The organism is Clostridium algidicarnis, from assembly GCF_000703125.1.
Classification (GTDB): Bacteria; Bacillota; Clostridia; order Clostridiales; family Clostridiaceae; genus Clostridium_L; species Clostridium_L algidicarnis.
Genome location: NZ_JNLN01000001.1, coordinates 2231901 through 2249074, shown reverse-complemented (window position 1 = coordinate 2249074; position 17174 = coordinate 2231901). Strand labels below are relative to the sequence as shown.

The following is a 17174-nucleotide window of genomic DNA, read 5'->3' as shown; positions in this document are numbered from 1 at the left end:
AAATTCCAAATTATAAATCCATTTCGAATATTCTGAGTATTGTTTTGAATATTAATATTCATTATTTGCTTCTTTCTTTTTTATTATATCTATAAACTCTTTTACTATTCTAGCAGTAAATCCCCATATAACATGGTTTTCATACTTGTAAAAGTATTGTGATAACATCCCCTTAGAAAATTTATAATTTTCTCCCCTATTTATTAATTCAAAAGGAAAGCCCTCTGTGCTTTTAGGACCTATCTCCATTTCATAAAATGTGGGGTCTTCCTTTAAAAAGAACTCTAGGGGAACCTTAAATATATGGTCTACTTCATAAGAACTTGGAATTATATCCTTATTACCCTTAAGCTCTCCTATGAAAGTATACATAATGCTTCTATAAGGAGTTACAAGATAATCCATTTTCCCTATGTATTCTATGTCTTTTCTTACTAAATTTAGTTCCTCCATAGTTTCTCTTATAGCTGCTTCTTTTGGTGATTCATCTTCTTCAATTTTCCCTCCTGGAAGACACACATCTCCTGGCTGATGTCTTAAGTTTAATGCTCTAACTTCAAATATTATATAAGTCACCCCATTTATTTCTTCTAATAAAATCATTACAGAACTCTCCCTAAAATTCCCCATTACTCCAGCTTTTCTTTTATTAAACACACTTTTTATATGTTCCATAGCCATTGTATCACCTCTATTATAGTTGTTTTATCTTTTTAAAAATGTTATACTAATTGAGATTTTAGACACTTACCTAAAATAATATTATATCATTTTAAATGCTATTGTAATACATGAATGATATTTTACAATAAAAAGTATATGCCTAAAACTAATAAATGTTAATAATATTTTTATATAATTAAATTTTAAAAGGAGAGATTTTATGAAAAAAGTTACCTTGCTAAAAAGTATGGTTTTAGCGCTATCTTTAAGCTTATTTTCGCCTATAATTTCTGTTAAAGCTGATCCCATAACCGTTCCAAAGATTTATGCCAAATCTGCTGTAGTTATTGACATGGATACTATGGACGTAATACTTGATCTTAATTCAGAAGATAAGATGTATCCTGCAAGTACAACAAAACTCATGACCGCTATATTACTAGCAGAAAATAAAAGTAAAGAAGAAAACTTAACCTATACTAAATCTGCTAAAGACCAACCAGCTTATTCCTTAAATGCTAGTGTAAAACCTATTAACATAGGTACAACTATGACAGCTGGCGACGTAATGAAAGCCCTATTATTATATTCAGCTAATGATTCTGCTTATATAATAGCAGATAACGTAGCAACAGATTCTGATTCATTCATTAAAATGATGAATGAAAAAGCTGAAGAATTCGGAATGAAAAACACGAATTTTATAACTGCAAATGGCTTACATAATGAAAATCATTATAGTACCGCCTTAGATCTTGCCATATTAGGTAAAAAGTCTTATGACAATCCATGGGTTAGAGAGACTTTATCTATAAAAGAAGATTCCATTCAACTTCCTAGTAATGATAAGTTTTTAATGGAAAATAGAAATAAATACTTAGGGAAAAATGGTAACTTAGGTGGCAAAACTGGTTATACCACTGAGGCAGGTAAATGCTTTGTTTCAATATATGAAAGAGATGGAAGAAAACTTGTATCTGTAGTTTTAAAATCCATATTTGATAGTGAAGATTTAGCTATGTTTAATGACACTGAAAAGATTATAGATGCTAGCTACAGTGCAAAGAAAACTATCCTTATAAATAAAGATGACATTGTAGAAACCTTGCCAATACAATATAAATCCTTTGGATTTTTTGGTCCTTCTAAAACCATAGATGTTCCTTTAATAGTGAAAGAAGATATTGAATACTATGAAAATCCTATAAATAAAAAATATCTTGAAAAAGACATAAATACCGCTGGTTTAAACCCTTGGAAATTGAATAAAAACCTTAGTGCTGGGAAACTAACATTAAAAGAACCTTTATCTTCAAAAAAGTATGTTTTATATCCTAGTGTATCAAAATCAGATTTAATAAAAGCTAATTTACTTATTTATATAGGAACTTTAATTTGTACAATCCTTATAATAACTATTATTTTCTTTTTTAAATCCAAGGTAAAAAGAAATAAAAACAAAAAAAGATACTTCTAATATTAGAAGTATCTTTTTTTTATCTTTATATAGACTCTTCAAACCGCTTTTTACTAAACCTATTATCGGCATTTACAAAGAACACTCCTGTAATTATAATCATGCTCCCTATTACCTGCACAAAAGTAACACTCTCCTTTAATATAAGTGCCGATGCTGTTAAACTTATTATTGGTTGTAAATTAATATATGTAGTTATAACAGTTGGTCCTAACTTTTTCAAGCAAAAAATATATATTATATATCCTACAACAGAACATGCTATGGAAAGATAAAGTATATTAATAATAGCTAAGGATGATGGCATGGTTGGTTTTGATATTAATAAAGCAGGGCTTAGAAAAATGGTTCCAAATATAGTCTGATAAGTGCTTATAGTTATACTCTTATATTCCCCCTTAAACTTACTAGTTACGATATTATATATAACCCAACTTATAGCTGCGCCAAGAGCCATTAAGTCACCTAAAGTCCCCGAAGAAAATAAATTAACCTTGTCTTTACTTGAAACAACTATTATTATTCCTATCACACTTAAAGTAGCTCCTAATATTTTAAATGTAGTAAGTTTTTCTTTAAATATTATTCGTTGTGATAGTAATGTAAATATTGGTATTGACGATATAAGAATAGATACATTTGAAGCAGACGTAAATGATACAGCATAATTTTCAAAAAAGAAATATAAAGCTACTCCAAAAAATCCCCCAAGCATCATTTTAATCTTATCTTCTTTTAGTACCTTTTCCTCTGGGTACTTTAACTTCATTATAATATATAAAATTATAGATGCTATTAAAAATCTATAAAATGCCACAAGTGTAGGTTCTATTTCTAAAACTACTACCTTAATGCTTAAATAGGATAGTCCCCATATAAACATCAGTAATATGGCTAGTCCGTGATACACTTTTTTATTTTGCATTACAAATCCCCCTTAATTTAAATAACCATATTTAGATTATAAATGAACCTTTACAATAATTCATTAAAATATTTATAAATCTTATCTAATATTTAATATTCTGTTATATAATGTGATATATAACACATAACTAATTTAACCTTGTTTCAAATTTGAATTAATTATGTGAAACATAACAATTTAAAATTTTGTATTAATAGGGGGAATATTTATATGAATTATATTGATGTTAGAAGCGACACCGTTACTAAACCTACAAAAGCTATGAGGGATGCTATGTATATTGCTAAAGTAGGTGATGACGTTTATGAAGATGATCCTTCTGTAAAGGAGTTGGAGCTTCTTGCTGCTACTATTACTGGGAAGGAAGCTGCTTTATTCGTACCTAGTGGAACCTTTGGAAATCAATTAGCACTGTTTACTCATTGTAAAAGGGGATCTGAGGTAATTCTTTCTGATAGCTCTCATATTGTTGTGCATGAAGTAGGTGCTGCTTCTGTCATTGCAGGAGTTCAACTTAGAACTATAGATTCTATAGATGGAATTATAAGTCCAGCCGACGTATTAAAGCGTATAAGAAAGGGAAATGACATTCATTTTCCTGAAACTTCACTTATATGTATGGAAAATGCACATTCCAATGGTAGGGTTATTCCCTTAAGCAATATGTCCGAAATTTACAGTATAGCAAAAGAATATAATCTACCAGTTCATCTTGACGGTGCTAGATTATTTAATGCTTCTACCTATCTTAATAAAGACCCAAAAGAAATAACTAAATACTGTGACTCTGTAATGTTTTGTCTCTCAAAAGGTCTCTGTGCTCCTGTAGGTTCAATTTTAGCTGGAGATAAAGACTTTATACGTAAAGCTAGGAAGAATAGAAAGCTTATGGGTGGTGGCCTTAGGCAATCAGGATTTTTAGCTGCAGCTGGCATAGTAGCCTTAAATGATATGGTTCAAAACCTTAAATATGATCATGAAAACGCAAAATTGTTAGCACAAGAATTATCAAAGATACCACAAATAAAAATTAATCTTAAAGGTGTGCATATAAATATGGTTTTCTTTGAAATTGATTTAGATGATAATAAAAGTGAAGAAATAGTTGGATTCTTTTATGAAAATGGCATAAAAATAAATCCTCCTGAAGATGGAGAAATGAGATTTGTTACAAACTATTGGATAGAAAAAAAAGATATAGAAAGAATAATATCTACATTAAAAGCATTCATAAATAGATAAGGAAGAAATTTAATGCCCTTCCTTATCTAATGTTAAAGTTATTATTTGTTTATCATTTTTAAGGCATTTGAGAAAGAGGTACAAACTCAATACCTCTTCTTTCTAATTCTTTAGTTTTATTTTTAATAGCCTTTGCTGTTACCTCTCCTCCCTCAACCCCTACATGCCCTATAGCAATAGCCTTTCCTTCTTTAATGGCTAAGTCTGCAACCTTATCTAATTGTTTTTCTATGGAAGAAATATCTTTATTATTATCAAGAAAGATATTTCTTCCATAATATTTTACGTCCAGGTTCTTTGCTATATTTTCTGCAATATTACTAGAGGTTGTCTTACTATCTAAGAAAATCTTATTATTTTTTTTTAAACACTCCATTATTATTCCTACTACCCTCTCATCTTTCATTGCCTTTGATCCCATATGATTGTTAAGTCCAACTGCACCATCTATTTCCTTAAAGGCCTCTTCCACTCTAGTGTTTATTTCTGCATCTTCTAAATTAACAGTTATACCTCTTGGCCCAAGCCAACTCGCTTTACCTATTTCAGGTTCCATAGGTAAATGAACGATTGTTTCTATACCCTTTTCTTTCGCCTTTTGTGAATCCTTTACACTAGAACTCATAAAGGGCATAATTGCAGCAGTAAATGGAATGCCAATATCCATCATCTCTTTAGTGCCCTTACTATCATTACCAAAGTCATCTATAACAATAGCAACATAATAAGTGTAGGTTTCATTAAAAGTATTTTCACCCTTAAGATAAATTATTCCAAAAACAGAAATAATACAGATTATAATAATTATCAGTGCTACAATTATTTGTTTTTTCTTTATAACAATAAACATTTTATCACCCCTATACTATTTATACTTTTCTTTTAGTAAGTTTATGTTGAATAAATAAAAGTTATTGCTAATTTATATTTATAATAAAAAATAAGTATCTTGATTAATCAAGATACTTATTTCTCTAGTTAAAAGTATTATGCTACATTTTCCTTTTTCTTTTTATATTTATCATTTAAGAATAAATATACTCCAACTAATGTAATAAGTGATCCTAATGTTATTAGTTGTGATGCACCTACTATTGAACCAGTCTTTGGTAAATTTGTTTTATTAATTGATGTTTTTGAATCTTTATCTGCTATAATTACTTCATCTCCACCCTTTTCTGGGTCTTGGCCTGGATCTAACTTTGGTTCATCTATAGTAGTATCTTTTCCATCTATTAGATGTTTTTCATATTCAAAAGATACGTGTCCCATAGATTTTATTATCTTAGCCATAGAATCTCTTATTGGCTCTCCAGTATCTACTACATCCATAGCTCCTGAGAAATCATAATTATCTCCCTTGTCATACATAAAGTCATTAGTAACTACAGTGTAATATTTCTCCATATCTATTGGAGTTCCATCTAATAATCTCATAGATGTAATTCTTTCTCCAGCCTTTGCATCCTTATCATAATATACTTTTATTCCATAAAATTGACCCCATCCAAATCCATCTGGCATTATACCATGTTCTATTACTCTTTTAAGGTCGGAACCTTTAAGCTTCATAGTTACAAGTGTATTATCAAAGGGGAATACTTCATACATCTTACCCATAGTTATACTACCCTTTTCTATAGGTGTTCTTATTCCTCCACCATTAGTTATACCTATTTGAACTCCTGCAGCTTCAGCCATAAGTTTTGTTGTAAATTGGCCAAGTACTGACAGTCCTTCATCTCTATTATGAGTTAAGTCGGTATCTAAAGTGGCTATTTCTTCATTTAAAATTGGTGCTAAATCTTTGTTATATTCATCATACATATTTTTAACTGCTGAATCTTCAACCAAATCTTTTCTTAAATATAAGTCTTCTACACTATTCATAATTTTAAGTAGCTTTCCACTATCCTTATTAAATGCTAGGGATAATCTAGCTAAAGATCTTCCATTATTTCTAGCTTGTACAACTGGAATATCATTTACTGTACCATTTACATATTGGTGTGAGTGAGCACTAATAACAGCATCAATGCCTTTAGCATTCTTAGCTAAGTCTGCTGCTTCTCCTGTAACTTCTTTTGTCTTAGAATCTTGTGAAGCTCCTAAGTGAGTAAGTGCTATAATCGCATCTACCTTTTCAGTTTCTCTTATTTTTTGAGCCCAAATATTCACACTTTCTACTGGATCTTTAAATTCAAGATTTTTAACATTTTCAGGTTTTGTCTTGTAAGCTGTTTCTGGAGTGGCAATTCCTATAAATGCTATTTTCTTTCCATCCTTTTCAATGATTTTATAAGGCTTAGCCCATTGTACTGGCTCTCCTGTGGACTTATCATAAATATTAGTTGCTAGAAAATCAAATTCTCCTGTTTTTGACCATACAGGTATTAAATTTTGTCCCCAATCAAATTCGTGGTTACCTACTGCTGAAACTTCAAGTCCTATTAATTTTAAGAATTTTGCTACTGGTTCCCCCTTCTTTAAATTAGACATTGGACTACCTTGGAATAAGTCACCTGCTGCTACCACTATTGTGTTAGGATTTTCAGCTTTCAATCTACTTATTTCTCCTGCAAGCTTTGCAGCTCCTATATTTTTACCTTCTGATTTTAATGCTCCATGAAAGTCATTAAAGGATAAAACATCTACGATATCATTATCTAGCATCAATAAATCTCTAGTAGTTATAGATCTTACGTTTGGAGTTCTTCCATCTGCTGATCTTGGTATGCTTAATTTGCCTTCATTAATTAATTTAATTGCTAAAGCTCTATCAGAAGCATCCCACTTATATCCTGTTAAAGCCCAGTTTTCATCTTTTTCTGGAGTTATAACGCCCTTCTTTTCCTCTACTATATATTTCTTTATTAAGTCTCTGATTCTTCCATCATCACCCATAGATTTAAAAGAGTCATAAATAACTTCTACATTTTCACCTTTAAATAGCCCTGTTTGGTCATTTAGTAATGTGGTGTTAGCTCTATAGTCATTTACTGCAAGCTTTATTATCTCATCATCTTTAATAGGTGTTCCATCCATATGAGTTAAGTCTACTATTCTACTTCCTGCTTCTTTTGATATGTCTATATTATACTTAACTCCTCTGAACATATCATAATTGTAATTTCTTACATTTTGATTAAAAGATACGGTTAAATCTCCTGGCTTAAATGTATTATAATAGCTAGCAGACCATTCCATATATTTTTTTAGTTGTTTTCCGTTAACTTTTAATACCCTTAAAGTATTATCAAACTTATATATTGAAGTAGTACCTGATTTAGTTATTGGCCCTTCTTTCATATTGGCATCATCTCTAAATAAAGCTGCAGATGACACATCAGCATTTCCATAAAACATTTGAACTTTATTTATAAGATCCATCATAGCTGTAGGCTCAAGTTGAGCTTGTGGTATATCTTTTATTTCTGATTTTGGTGCTAAATCTCCACCCTTTAATTCCCCTATAACTGTTTTTGCATCAGCTATAGCTCTATCATGTTGAGGTTTTAGTTTAGCTGCTAAATCTTGATCTACTAAGGCTGGTTTACCACCTTTAGGTGAAACTGAAACAACCTTTGATTTTACATCATCTTTTCTGTTTTCTATAACCTTTTTGCCATCTTTTTCAGTAACTTTAATATCTATAACTGAAAGTGCATTAGCTTGTCTATATGGTTCTGTTATAATAACGTCCCCTTCTCTTTCCCCTTGTATAGTTGAATGAGCATGTCCTGCTACTATAGCTGCAAGATCTGGAACTGCTTTAGCAAGCTCTCTCGCAGAGTCTCCATTTCCATATTCCTCATCAATTCCTGCATGAATTAATCCTATCATAATATCAACTTGACCTCTTAATTCATCTGCTACCTTTTTTGCTTCTTCTGCAGGGTTTGTTGCAGTGTATCCTTTTAAATTTTCTGAATCCCATTTCATTATATGTGGAGTTACCATTCCAATTATCCCTATCTTTACTCCACCTTTTTCTACTATTGTATAAGACTTTTCTATTGGCTTTTTAGCGGAATCAAATACGTTACCACATAAAACTTCTCCATTAAATTTAGAACTTACAGTTTTTAGTGTGTTCATACCATAATTAAATTCATGATTTCCAAGATTCCAAACATCATAACCCATTTCATTCATAGCTAGAACCATTGGATGAATCTCATCTTTTAAAAATAATGATGATGAGTTATCTTGTATTGTATCTCCGTTATCAACTAACAGAACATTTTCATTTTTAATTCTTAACTCTTTCACCATTGTTGATATTTGAGCCATGCTTCCATTTAAGTCTTCTGAACCTGTGGCATAATCATAAGGCATAAACCTACCATGCATGTCAGAGGTAGCAACAATTTGGATATTTGTCACATCTTTTTCACTTGCAAAAACCTTTAAGTCCATTGGCGTAATAAAACTTAAAATCATTATTAAAGATACAAAAGAAGCTATGTACCTTTTCGACCTTAACTTTTTGAACAAAGACCTCTCCCCCTTATAATATTATATTTTTCCTCAATGTAAAACCGTTTACATGTTTTTCATTAAAGATTCGTAATTACATTATAGATTCATTATAATATTTTGTAAATACCATTTCCTAAAATGCCATATTTTATTTCATTATCTAAATATAAAGTGTTTTTAAATGATCTATAGTGCATAAAAACACTTTATGCACTATAATATTTATTGGTGATAAATATGTGTTATGTATATATACTTAAATGCTCCGACAACACTTTATATACTGGTTGGACAGTAAACATTGAAAAAAGGTTAGCTACTCATTCTAGTGGTAAAGGTGCCAAGTATACGCGATGTAGACTTCCTGTAAGGCTTGTATACTTTGAAAAACACCCTGATAAGATTTCTGCTCAAAAAAGAGAATATGCAATAAAACAACTATCAAGAACTGAAAAGTTAAAGCTTATAAAAAACTCCTTTTGCATATAATGATTTCAATCTCTTATTACCACATAAATAAGTTCTTCTAGAATATCTTGAAAATAGTATCTTTCTAATTTTAAATTCTATTTTCAAGATAAATAGTTAAATTAAAATAACGCTACATTAACTTTCACTATATCTGAAATCATAGTATAATTGATATATTGTCTAAATTTATTTTATTTGGAGGAGTTTCGATGGGTAAAATCACTTTAAAGTTAGTACTAGAATTATTGTTTATATTTATAGGTTCTTCAGTTGCTTTTAATTACAGTAAAGTCATGGGTAATATATTTATTATAGGATATTTTGCTTCTAAATTGTTTGTAAAAAGATATCTTATATATACTATGATTGCAAATAAGTATTTCAAAAAAGACAATTTAAATAAGACTATATCATATTACGACAAAGCTATAAAAATAAAATCTTGTAAAGCAAGAGTTATAATTAATTATGCCTATATACTTCTTCGCGATAGTAATGTTGATAAGGCAAATAAAGTAATTAGTCTTATAGATGAAAGAAAGCTTCCACTAGAATTAAATGATGAAATGAATTATAAGATGGTAACTTCGCTAATAGAATGGAAAAACGGCAACTTAGATAAGTGTATTAATATTTTAAAAAGCACATATGAAAAATATAAAAATACTACGCTTTATGAAAGCCTTGGTTACTTACTTGTTGTAAGTGGGGATTATGAAGATGCTTTAAACTTTAATCTAGAAGCTATAAAATATGATGAAAATAATAGCGTTATAATGGACAATCTCGGTGAAACATATTATTACTTAGGTGAATATGATAAGGCTTTAGATATATATACAAGATTATGTGTTAAAGACGTTACCTTCCCTGAAGCTTATTATTATTACGGCCTAGTACTAAAAAATACAGGTGATTCAGAAAAAGCATTAGAAATGTTCAAAAAGTCATTAACTTTAAAAGAATCTTTCCTAAGTAATTTTAAAAAGGAATCTATAGAAAAAGAAATAGAGCTTTTAAAATAAAGCTCTATTTTTTTAGTTATATAAAGTTATATAAGTCTATGCTGTGTTATAAAGTCTTTTGTATAGCAAGCTTTGCAATATCTAAAATCTTTTGTGTACCTTTAGAAGTTATTAAAGATTCTTCGTTGATTTTTTCTTCTTTATTTAAAGATATCATAGATGATGTAGCATTTTTAAGTTCTGAATTTTTGCCCATTGTTAGAATATCTTCTATATGCATATATTTATTTTCTTTAATCTTATCTTTTAATATTTCTATATAATCTTCAATCATTGTTCTACTAGGTTGCCTTACTAATCTTTTTTCTATAGATGACTTAAGCGCTAATACAACAATATATATTAACCTTTCATCTAATGAATTTTCATTTTCTTTTGTAGTCTTTATAACATATCTTAATGCTTTATTTATTTGATTCATATAAATCTTTACATCTTCTTTTCCAAGTGTAAATGCCAATACACTTACAGCTGTACTCTCAATTTTTTGTTGAAGATTTCCTTCTTTTTTATTGCAAAAAGCTCCATCTGCTAATTGGTTTTTTGCAATTATTCTTAATAGATTTTCTCTATCGTAAACTATTGCTTTTTTAGCCTTTTCTTTATCCAAACCTTCTTCTATCATTTTTTCTCTTATATCTACCTTATAAAAAAAGCTTGGTGAATCAAGGAAATAGCCTTCAGCTATATTTTCCATAGCTTCTTCTGATATTTGTATTGGTATAATATTGTTCATAGACATACCAAGAACTGGATCTTCCATTTGTTCTAGCATAACAAAAGAGGTTTCCTTACTTATTATACCGTATTCTTTAGATAATTCTATTATAGTTTCTCTCATAGAATCTTTCAGAGGGCCTCTTTCTCCACGGATCTTTTCTGTAAGAGATTCTATCCTTTTTCTACTCCATACTTTTTCTATGAGATCTGCATTTACATCTAAATCTAACTTATCTAGATCAATAGTCTTTATATATTCTTCTTCTCCTACTTTTCCTTTTATAGTAACCTTACCTCCTATTTCGCCACTAACTTTTGCGAATATAGAAATAGGCTCTCTATCATAGAGGTAATCTATAGTTGTAGGATATGTTCTTTGAACCTTCATTGCACCCCAGTCAATAGATAACACATCCACCTGTGGATTAGTTATTCTATTAAACTGCCTTAATACCATATCATCAATTCTTTCTCCTGCATATATAAACTCAGGTCTTCCATAACCTATTTCAGCCATTTTGTTTATAAAATAACTATTGACTACAGTATCTACTCCAAAGGTAAATATTCTATTATCGCCTATATTCTCTTTTACATAATCAATTATTTCATCTTCGTCTTCTACCATATCATCTGTAAATAATAATATTGTACTATTACCATCTATATTTTTCTCTTGAAGAGCATATTTTAAGCTTTCAAAAACATCTGCACCTGGTTCTACCTTTATTTCATCTATCCATTCTGAAGCCTTTTGTAAATTTTCATCATTATAAGGTACCTTACCATTTTTAGAAAATACCTTCAGATCTTTACTAAAGGCTATTATATTAAAATCATCACCTTCATCAAGATTTCTAAGACAAAGATGAAGTGCATTTTTTGTTTCTTCAAGTTTTTCCCCTTCCATAGAGTCAGAGATATCCATTAAAAAATCATAATTTTGTCCTTCATGAGACTCTTCATAATCAAGTTTTGGATAAAGTCTAAGGTATAATATACCCTCTTCTTCATCTATACCATCATAATTGTATAGCATACCACTATACTCTTCATTTTCAACTTCTTTCATCATTAAAACAAAGTCCTTATGAAGCATTTGGCCCTCTTTAAATGTTACTTTGCATAGGGTGTCATCTTCTCTATGAATATGAATTCCATGTGTAGGTGAATATATATCTAGCTTATTAAAGGATTCTACTAATAAGTTCATATTTAACTTATATTGAGGCTTTTCTTTATTTAATTCTTCATCCTCCATAGGTTGAGGTGCTATTATACTCGGAATCATTAACTTAAAACTATTATCTTCATATAAAAGCTGATCCATATAAGTTATATTAATCTTAACAGTTTCATTAGGTAAAATATTTCCTATGGATATAGTAAATACATTATCTTCATCTTGGTCTATGCTTATGATATTTATTCCACTTTCTAATGCACTTTCATATATTTTATATGAGTCTTCTTTGTCTTCTACTATAGCGGTTAAAGTTTTTCCTCCTAAAATTGCCTCAAAGCCACTTAGTACTGCAGTATCTGGTAGTGGAAATATATATACAGCATCTATATTACTGTCTGTGTTATTCTCATATACCTGAGACATAGAAAATTCAACGAATTCTCCGCATATATTTCCGCTTATACTTACCTTTTTTAATTCTACCTCATCTTCTGAAAATCTTTTGTCTCTTAAACCATACTTACTCAAGGTTTTCTCTCCTTCCTAAATATCCTAATAATATTATAGGATATGATATGTCTTTATTATACTACGAATTACCTGATATTTGCCTTAGTATTTAAAACAAATTTTATCATAATTATTGACTTGCTTCAATAATCTAATTGTTTTATATATTTTTTCTTTTCAGTCAAAGGTTTATTTCTTTGAAAAAGATGATAAAGTGTATATGAAACAAAAAGTGAGGTGTATAAATGAAAATTCTGAAAGAACTTATGATTATTTTGTCTTTTTATCTTTTAGGTGAACTTATCCATAATATATTTAAGGTACCTGTACCAGGAAATATTATTGCTATGATTATATTATTGCTTTCTTTAATGTTTAATATTATAAAATTAGAACAAATAAATAATGTAAGCAAGTTTTTCTTAGATAATTTAGCCTTTTTCTTTATCCCAGCTGGCGTAGGTCTTATAACTTCAATAAGTTTACTTAAAAATAATTTCCACAAAATATTATTTGTATGTTTTATAAGTACAATCATTGTAATGTTAGTTTCGGCTAAGACCACAAGTTTTCTTATAAATCGTAAAAGAAAGAGAGGTATCTAAATTGGCTGAAATAATTAATTCTCCTTTATTTGGAGTCCTAATATCTTTAGTATGTTTTGAAATAAGTATTGCTTTATATAATAAATTTAAAGCTCCTTTATTAAACCCTTTGCTCATAAGTACTATCTTAATAATTTCTACATTACTTATGTTTAACATAAGCTTTGAACAATACAATTCTGGAGGTAAATTTATTTCATTTTTTCTAGGACCTGCAACCGTTGTTCTTGCAGTACCATTATATAATAAGCTAGAACTATTAAAGAAAAATCTTATACCACTTTTATCAGGAATATTAGTAGGTAGCATTGCTGGAATAGTATCAATAATATTTTTATCTTATGTTTTAAACTTAGATTTAAGCATAATAAAATCCTTGATACCTAAATCTACTACAGTTCCTATAGGTATAGAAATATCTAAAGGTTTAGGTGGCATACCTTCCCTTACCGTGTTTGCAATAATTGTTTCTGGAATAATAGGTTCCATAATTGGGCCTTTATTATTTAAAGTATTTAAAATTGACAATAGCTTATCAAAGGGTATTGCTTTTGGTACTGCTTCTCATGCATTAGGCACTGCTAAGGCCTTTGAAATTGGTGAAACCGAAGGTGCTATAAGTAGTATTTGTATAGCTGTAGCAGGAATAATAACAGTATTCATTGCTCCATTAATATATAATATCTGTACAAGCATCTTGGGTATTTAATTAAAATAAAATAATTTCAAGATACATATCTTTATCATTAAACAAAAAAATAAGATGAACTTTATTAGTCCATCTTATTTTTTGCTTAATTTATATTTATTACATACATCTTCTATCTTTTATAGACGATTTTCCCGTCTATTATGGTATACAAACAATTAGTCATAGATTCTAATGGATTACCATCAAATATTGCTATATCTGCGTCTTTACCTATTTCAAGACTCCCTAATCTATTGTCAATGCCAATAATTTCTGCTGCATTAATAGTTATAGCTTTAAGTGCGTCTTCAAAGCTTAACCCTTCCTTAGTAGCAAGGCCAGCACATACTGGAAGATATTGTTGTTCTATAACTGGATGGTCCGTCATTATTGCAACTTTAACTCCTAAATCTACTAAAACCTTAGGAGTTGAAAATGATTTATTTGATAGTTCTATCTTAGAATTAAAACTCATAGTAGGCCCCACTATAGCAGGATATCCTGACTCTTTTATATATTCTGCTATAATATGTCCTTCTGTACAATGATCTAGAGTCAAAAGCACATCAAACTCTTTTGCTATCCTTATAGCTGTTAATATGTCATCAGCTCTATGTGCATGTGCTTTTAATGGTATTTTCTTTTCTATAACTGGAAGTAAGGCTTCCATCTTAAAATTGGTTTCAAAAAACTCATCTTTTTCTTTAGCATTTTCCTTTTTTACTTTATAATTTTTTGCATCAAATAAGGTTTTTCTAAGCAATGCAGCTGTAGCCATTCTAGTGGATGGCATCTTATTTTTACCGTTATATACTCTCTTTGGATTTTCTCCAAAGGCTATTTTCATTGCTGCTGGCTCCTTAATTACCATATCATCAATAGATATTCCAAAGGTTTTAATAGCAACAAAAGTTCCACCTATAACATTAGCACTACCAGGTCCTGTCATAACAGAAGTTATACCTCCACATATTGCCTTTTTAAAAGCTTCATCTCTAGGATTTATAGCATCTAAAGCCCTAAGTTCTGGAGTTATTGGATCACTCATCTCATTTATATCTGAACCTTCAAATCCCATGTTAGCTTCTTGGCCTCCAATATGACAATGAGCATCTATTATCCCAGGCATTACTAATGCTCCTTTAACATCAACAATCTCTTCCTCTTTTGATACCTTAATATCTTCACCTATCTTTGTAATCTTACCATCTTCGATTAAAATACATCCATTTTCATAATTATTTTTGGCCATAGTATATATTTTAGCATTTTTTATTAACATTTTATCACCCATTCTATAAAAAATTCTGTGTAATATATACTTCTATAACAATCAATTTTCACCTTTAAAATAAAGTCTAAATTTAAGAATTCTGTATTGCAATTATTAATTATTGTATAGATTTGTATGAATTAGTCAACTTAAAAGATAAAGTGATTTGCTTATGAAAAGTTTGCCATTTTCCCTTAAGCCTTAATATAAAATATGTTTTTAATCTACATTTCATTTAGTTTCCATACAAAAAAGTTTAACACCCCTGCAAATGCTACCCAAATTATATAGGGAATCATAAGATATGCAGAAACCTTATCAATTCTATAAAATTTAACTGTAGTAATTACAATGGCTAACCATAATAAACAAAGTTCTAAAAATGCCAATCCATACAAATTGAACTTAAAGAATATAAAGGACCATAGAAAATTTAAAATAAGCTGTATGGTATATGAAAAAAGTGCTGATTTGATGTTAACTCCACTTTTACCATAAAGATAAATTCTGTAAGCTGCAATTGCCATTAATGCATACATAATCGTCCAGACTATTGGAAATACATATCCTTGAGGTGCAAAACTTGGTTTTATTAATTTTGAATAAATATCAGTGCTATTAGATATAAACATACCAACAACAAAACCTATGCCTTCAGTTATAATTAAACTTATTATAAGAGCTCCTACGTCATATTTACCTTTAACTTTAAAAACATTTTTCATATAACCCTCCTATTATGACTACCTTTACTACTATTATGCATTAATAACAATAACTATACTCATTAAAATTATAATTATTCCTATATAACAAATTTAATATGGATAAGACTTGTATATTTCAAAATCTAAATAAACTTTTGTTTTCTTATCCAACATATAATATCATCCATAACCTCTTCTTTATTAATTTCATTTAAGAGTTCATGTCTTGCACCTTCATAAATTTTAGAGTCTAAATTAGTTACCCCTAAATCCCTATATAAATTAACAAGGTTCTTTATACCCTCACCATAATCACCTACAGGATCTTCCCCACCTGAAATTATAAAAATAGGAGTATTTTTAGGTATGTTTTTAAGATTCTCTTCTTTATGAATATCCTTTAATCCCTTTAAAAAATAGTAATAATAAGAAGTTGTAAATATAGCTCCACAATAAGGGTCCTTTATATATTTATCTACCTCATTTTCATCCCTGCTTAACCAATCAAAATCTGTTCTTGTTGGTTCAAAATGCTTATTAAAACTGCCAAATGAAAGTTTATTCATAAGGTCACTTTTTGCCCTTTCACCTTTGCTCCTTATTTCCATTTTAGCTAAACCCTTACCAATAGCGACTATAGGCTTTGGCTTTCCATTACTCCCACAAAGTATTAGCCCACTTAATTCCTCTGGATACATTTGAATGTATCTTTGAGATAAAAAAGACCCCATACTATGTCCAAATAAAATAACCTTTTTATCTTGATTTTCTTTTTTTATTATTTTAGTTAGTTCATTCATATCATAAATCATATCGTAAAATCCATCATCTTCTGATATATATCCTAAGTTTTCTACTTTACCTGCGGTCTTTCCATGTCCTCTATGGTCATTTGCATACACAATATAACCGTTTTCTGTAAGTTTTTCTGCTAACCTTTCATATCTTAATGCAGTTTCTGCCATTCCATGAGCAATTTGAATGACTAAACCTTTATCTTCTAATAAGTTATCAGGTTCCCATTTATAAGTATTAATATCTTTACCCTTTTTATCTGTAAATATAAAACTACTGCTTTTCATAATACACCTCCACCTTTCATATTATATAAATTAATCATACCACTGTATATATTAAAATCAATATTGCATTTTATGTTGTATTTTATGTTATTCTTCCATTATAATAGTAGCT

At 29.3% G+C, this 17174-nt stretch carries 14 protein-coding genes; 6 read left to right on the top strand and 8 right to left on the bottom strand.

The window, feature by feature from the left end; translation table 11 throughout:
• Nucleotides 1–51: 51 nt before the first annotated feature.
• Nucleotides 52–681 carry an NUDIX hydrolase gene (locus tag BV55_RS0110640; protein ID WP_029452806.1) on the bottom strand — a complete coding sequence of 210 codons (630 nt, stop codon included), beginning with the start codon at nucleotides 679–681 and terminating at the stop codon, nucleotides 52–54.
• Between the two features lie 202 nt (nucleotides 682–883).
• Here BV55_RS0110640 and BV55_RS0110635 point away from each other — a divergent pair, with 202 nt between their 5' ends.
• The gene (locus BV55_RS0110635) at nucleotides 884–2140 is read left to right on the top strand and encodes a D-alanyl-D-alanine carboxypeptidase family protein (RefSeq protein ID WP_029452805.1); all 1257 of its coding nucleotides are present in this window, start codon (nucleotides 884–886) and stop codon (nucleotides 2138–2140) included.
• A 25-nt stretch (nucleotides 2141–2165) separates the two neighbouring features.
• On the opposite strand, the gene BV55_RS0110630 is transcribed toward BV55_RS0110635, so the two are convergent.
• Nucleotides 2166–3065 (bottom strand): DMT family transporter, encoded by a 900-nt coding sequence (locus BV55_RS0110630; RefSeq protein WP_051652490.1) that lies wholly within the window; start codon nucleotides 3063–3065, stop codon nucleotides 2166–2168.
• Nucleotides 3066–3278: 213 nt separating this feature from the next.
• On the opposite strand from BV55_RS0110630, the gene ltaE reads away from it, so the two are divergent.
• Complete coding sequence (gene ltaE, locus BV55_RS0110625; protein WP_029452803.1) at nucleotides 3279–4310, top strand: low-specificity L-threonine aldolase; 1032 nt, start codon at nucleotides 3279–3281, stop codon at nucleotides 4308–4310.
• 58 nt (nucleotides 4311–4368) lie between these two features.
• On the opposite strand, the gene BV55_RS0110620 is transcribed toward ltaE, so the two are convergent.
• Nucleotides 4369–5160: a divergent polysaccharide deacetylase family protein gene (locus BV55_RS0110620; protein ID WP_029452802.1), complete on the bottom strand. Its 792-nt coding sequence runs from the start codon at nucleotides 5158–5160 to the stop codon at nucleotides 4369–4371.
• Between the two features lie 137 nt (nucleotides 5161–5297).
• Nucleotides 5298–8807 (bottom strand): 5'-nucleotidase C-terminal domain-containing protein, encoded by a 3510-nt coding sequence (locus tag BV55_RS0110615; RefSeq protein ID WP_029452801.1) that lies wholly within the window; start codon nucleotides 8805–8807, stop codon nucleotides 5298–5300.
• A 222-nt stretch (nucleotides 8808–9029) separates the two neighbouring features.
• Between BV55_RS0110615 and BV55_RS0110610 the strand changes: the two genes are divergently transcribed.
• On the top strand, nucleotides 9030–9281 hold the full coding sequence (locus BV55_RS0110610) for a GIY-YIG nuclease family protein (protein ID WP_029452800.1): 252 nt from the start codon (nucleotides 9030–9032) through the stop codon (nucleotides 9279–9281).
• A 191-nt stretch (nucleotides 9282–9472) separates the two neighbouring features.
• Nucleotides 9473–10288: a tetratricopeptide repeat protein gene (locus BV55_RS0110605; RefSeq protein ID WP_051652489.1), complete on the top strand. Its 816-nt coding sequence runs from the start codon at nucleotides 9473–9475 to the stop codon at nucleotides 10286–10288.
• 46 nt (nucleotides 10289–10334) lie between these two features.
• On the opposite strand, the gene BV55_RS0110600 is transcribed toward BV55_RS0110605, so the two are convergent.
• Nucleotides 10335–12722, bottom strand: a complete 2388-nt coding sequence (locus BV55_RS0110600; RefSeq protein ID WP_029452798.1) for a VIT and vWA domain-containing protein — start codon at nucleotides 12720–12722, stop codon at nucleotides 10335–10337.
• A 227-nt stretch (nucleotides 12723–12949) separates the two neighbouring features.
• On the opposite strand from BV55_RS0110600, the gene BV55_RS0110595 reads away from it, so the two are divergent.
• Together BV55_RS0110595 and BV55_RS0110590 are read left to right on the top strand one after the other, a co-directional pair.
• Nucleotides 12950–13309: a CidA/LrgA family protein gene (locus BV55_RS0110595; protein WP_029452797.1), complete on the top strand. Its 360-nt coding sequence runs from the start codon at nucleotides 12950–12952 to the stop codon at nucleotides 13307–13309.
• Nucleotide 13310: 1 nt separating this feature from the next.
• Nucleotides 13311–14018, top strand: a complete 708-nt coding sequence (locus BV55_RS0110590; RefSeq protein WP_029452796.1) for an LrgB family protein — start codon at nucleotides 13311–13313, stop codon at nucleotides 14016–14018.
• A 112-nt stretch (nucleotides 14019–14130) separates the two neighbouring features.
• Here the strand turns inward: BV55_RS0110590 and BV55_RS0110585 are convergent, their stop codons facing one another.
• The 3 genes from BV55_RS0110585 to BV55_RS0110575 form a co-directional block, all read right to left on the bottom strand.
• Nucleotides 14131–15282 carry an amidohydrolase gene (locus BV55_RS0110585; protein WP_029452795.1) on the bottom strand — a complete coding sequence of 384 codons (1152 nt, stop codon included), beginning with the start codon at nucleotides 15280–15282 and terminating at the stop codon, nucleotides 14131–14133.
• Between the two features lie 215 nt (nucleotides 15283–15497).
• Entirely contained in the window at nucleotides 15498–15998 is a 501-nt protein-coding gene (locus tag BV55_RS0110580) for a TspO/MBR family protein (protein ID WP_029452794.1), read from the bottom strand.
• Between the two features lie 125 nt (nucleotides 15999–16123).
• Nucleotides 16124–17062 (bottom strand): alpha/beta hydrolase, encoded by a 939-nt coding sequence (locus BV55_RS0110575; RefSeq protein ID WP_029452793.1) that lies wholly within the window; start codon nucleotides 17060–17062, stop codon nucleotides 16124–16126.
• Nucleotides 17063–17174: the final 112 nt, after the last annotated feature.

Bases quoted from the DNA above. Each gene is read 5' to 3' on its own strand.
- BV55_RS0110630 (WP_051652490.1), bottom strand. From the start codon at position 3,065: ATGCAAAATAAAAAAGTGTATCACGGACTAGCCATATTACTGATGTTT.
- BV55_RS0110585 (WP_029452795.1), bottom strand. From the start codon at position 15,282: ATGTTAATAAAAAATGCTAAAATATATACTATGGCCAAAAATAATTAT.
- BV55_RS0110595 (WP_029452797.1), top strand. From the start codon at position 12,950: ATGAAAATTCTGAAAGAACTTATGATTATTTTGTCTTTTTATCTTTTA.
- BV55_RS0110575 (WP_029452793.1), bottom strand. From the start codon at position 17,062: ATGAAAAGCAGTAGTTTTATATTTACAGATAAAAAGGGTAAAGATATT.
- BV55_RS0110635 (WP_029452805.1), top strand. From the start codon at position 884: ATGAAAAAAGTTACCTTGCTAAAAAGTATGGTTTTAGCGCTATCTTTA.
- ltaE (WP_029452803.1), top strand. From the start codon at position 3,279: ATGAATTATATTGATGTTAGAAGCGACACCGTTACTAAACCTACAAAA.
- BV55_RS0110580 (WP_029452794.1), bottom strand. From the start codon at position 15,998: ATGAAAAATGTTTTTAAAGTTAAAGGTAAATATGACGTAGGAGCTCTT.
- BV55_RS0110610 (WP_029452800.1), top strand. From the start codon at position 9,030: ATGTGTTATGTATATATACTTAAATGCTCCGACAACACTTTATATACT.
- BV55_RS0110640 (WP_029452806.1), bottom strand. From the start codon at position 681: ATGGCTATGGAACATATAAAAAGTGTGTTTAATAAAAGAAAAGCTGGA.
- BV55_RS0110620 (WP_029452802.1), bottom strand. From the start codon at position 5,160: ATGTTTATTGTTATAAAGAAAAAACAAATAATTGTAGCACTGATAATT.
- BV55_RS0110605 (WP_051652489.1), top strand. From the start codon at position 9,473: ATGGGTAAAATCACTTTAAAGTTAGTACTAGAATTATTGTTTATATTT.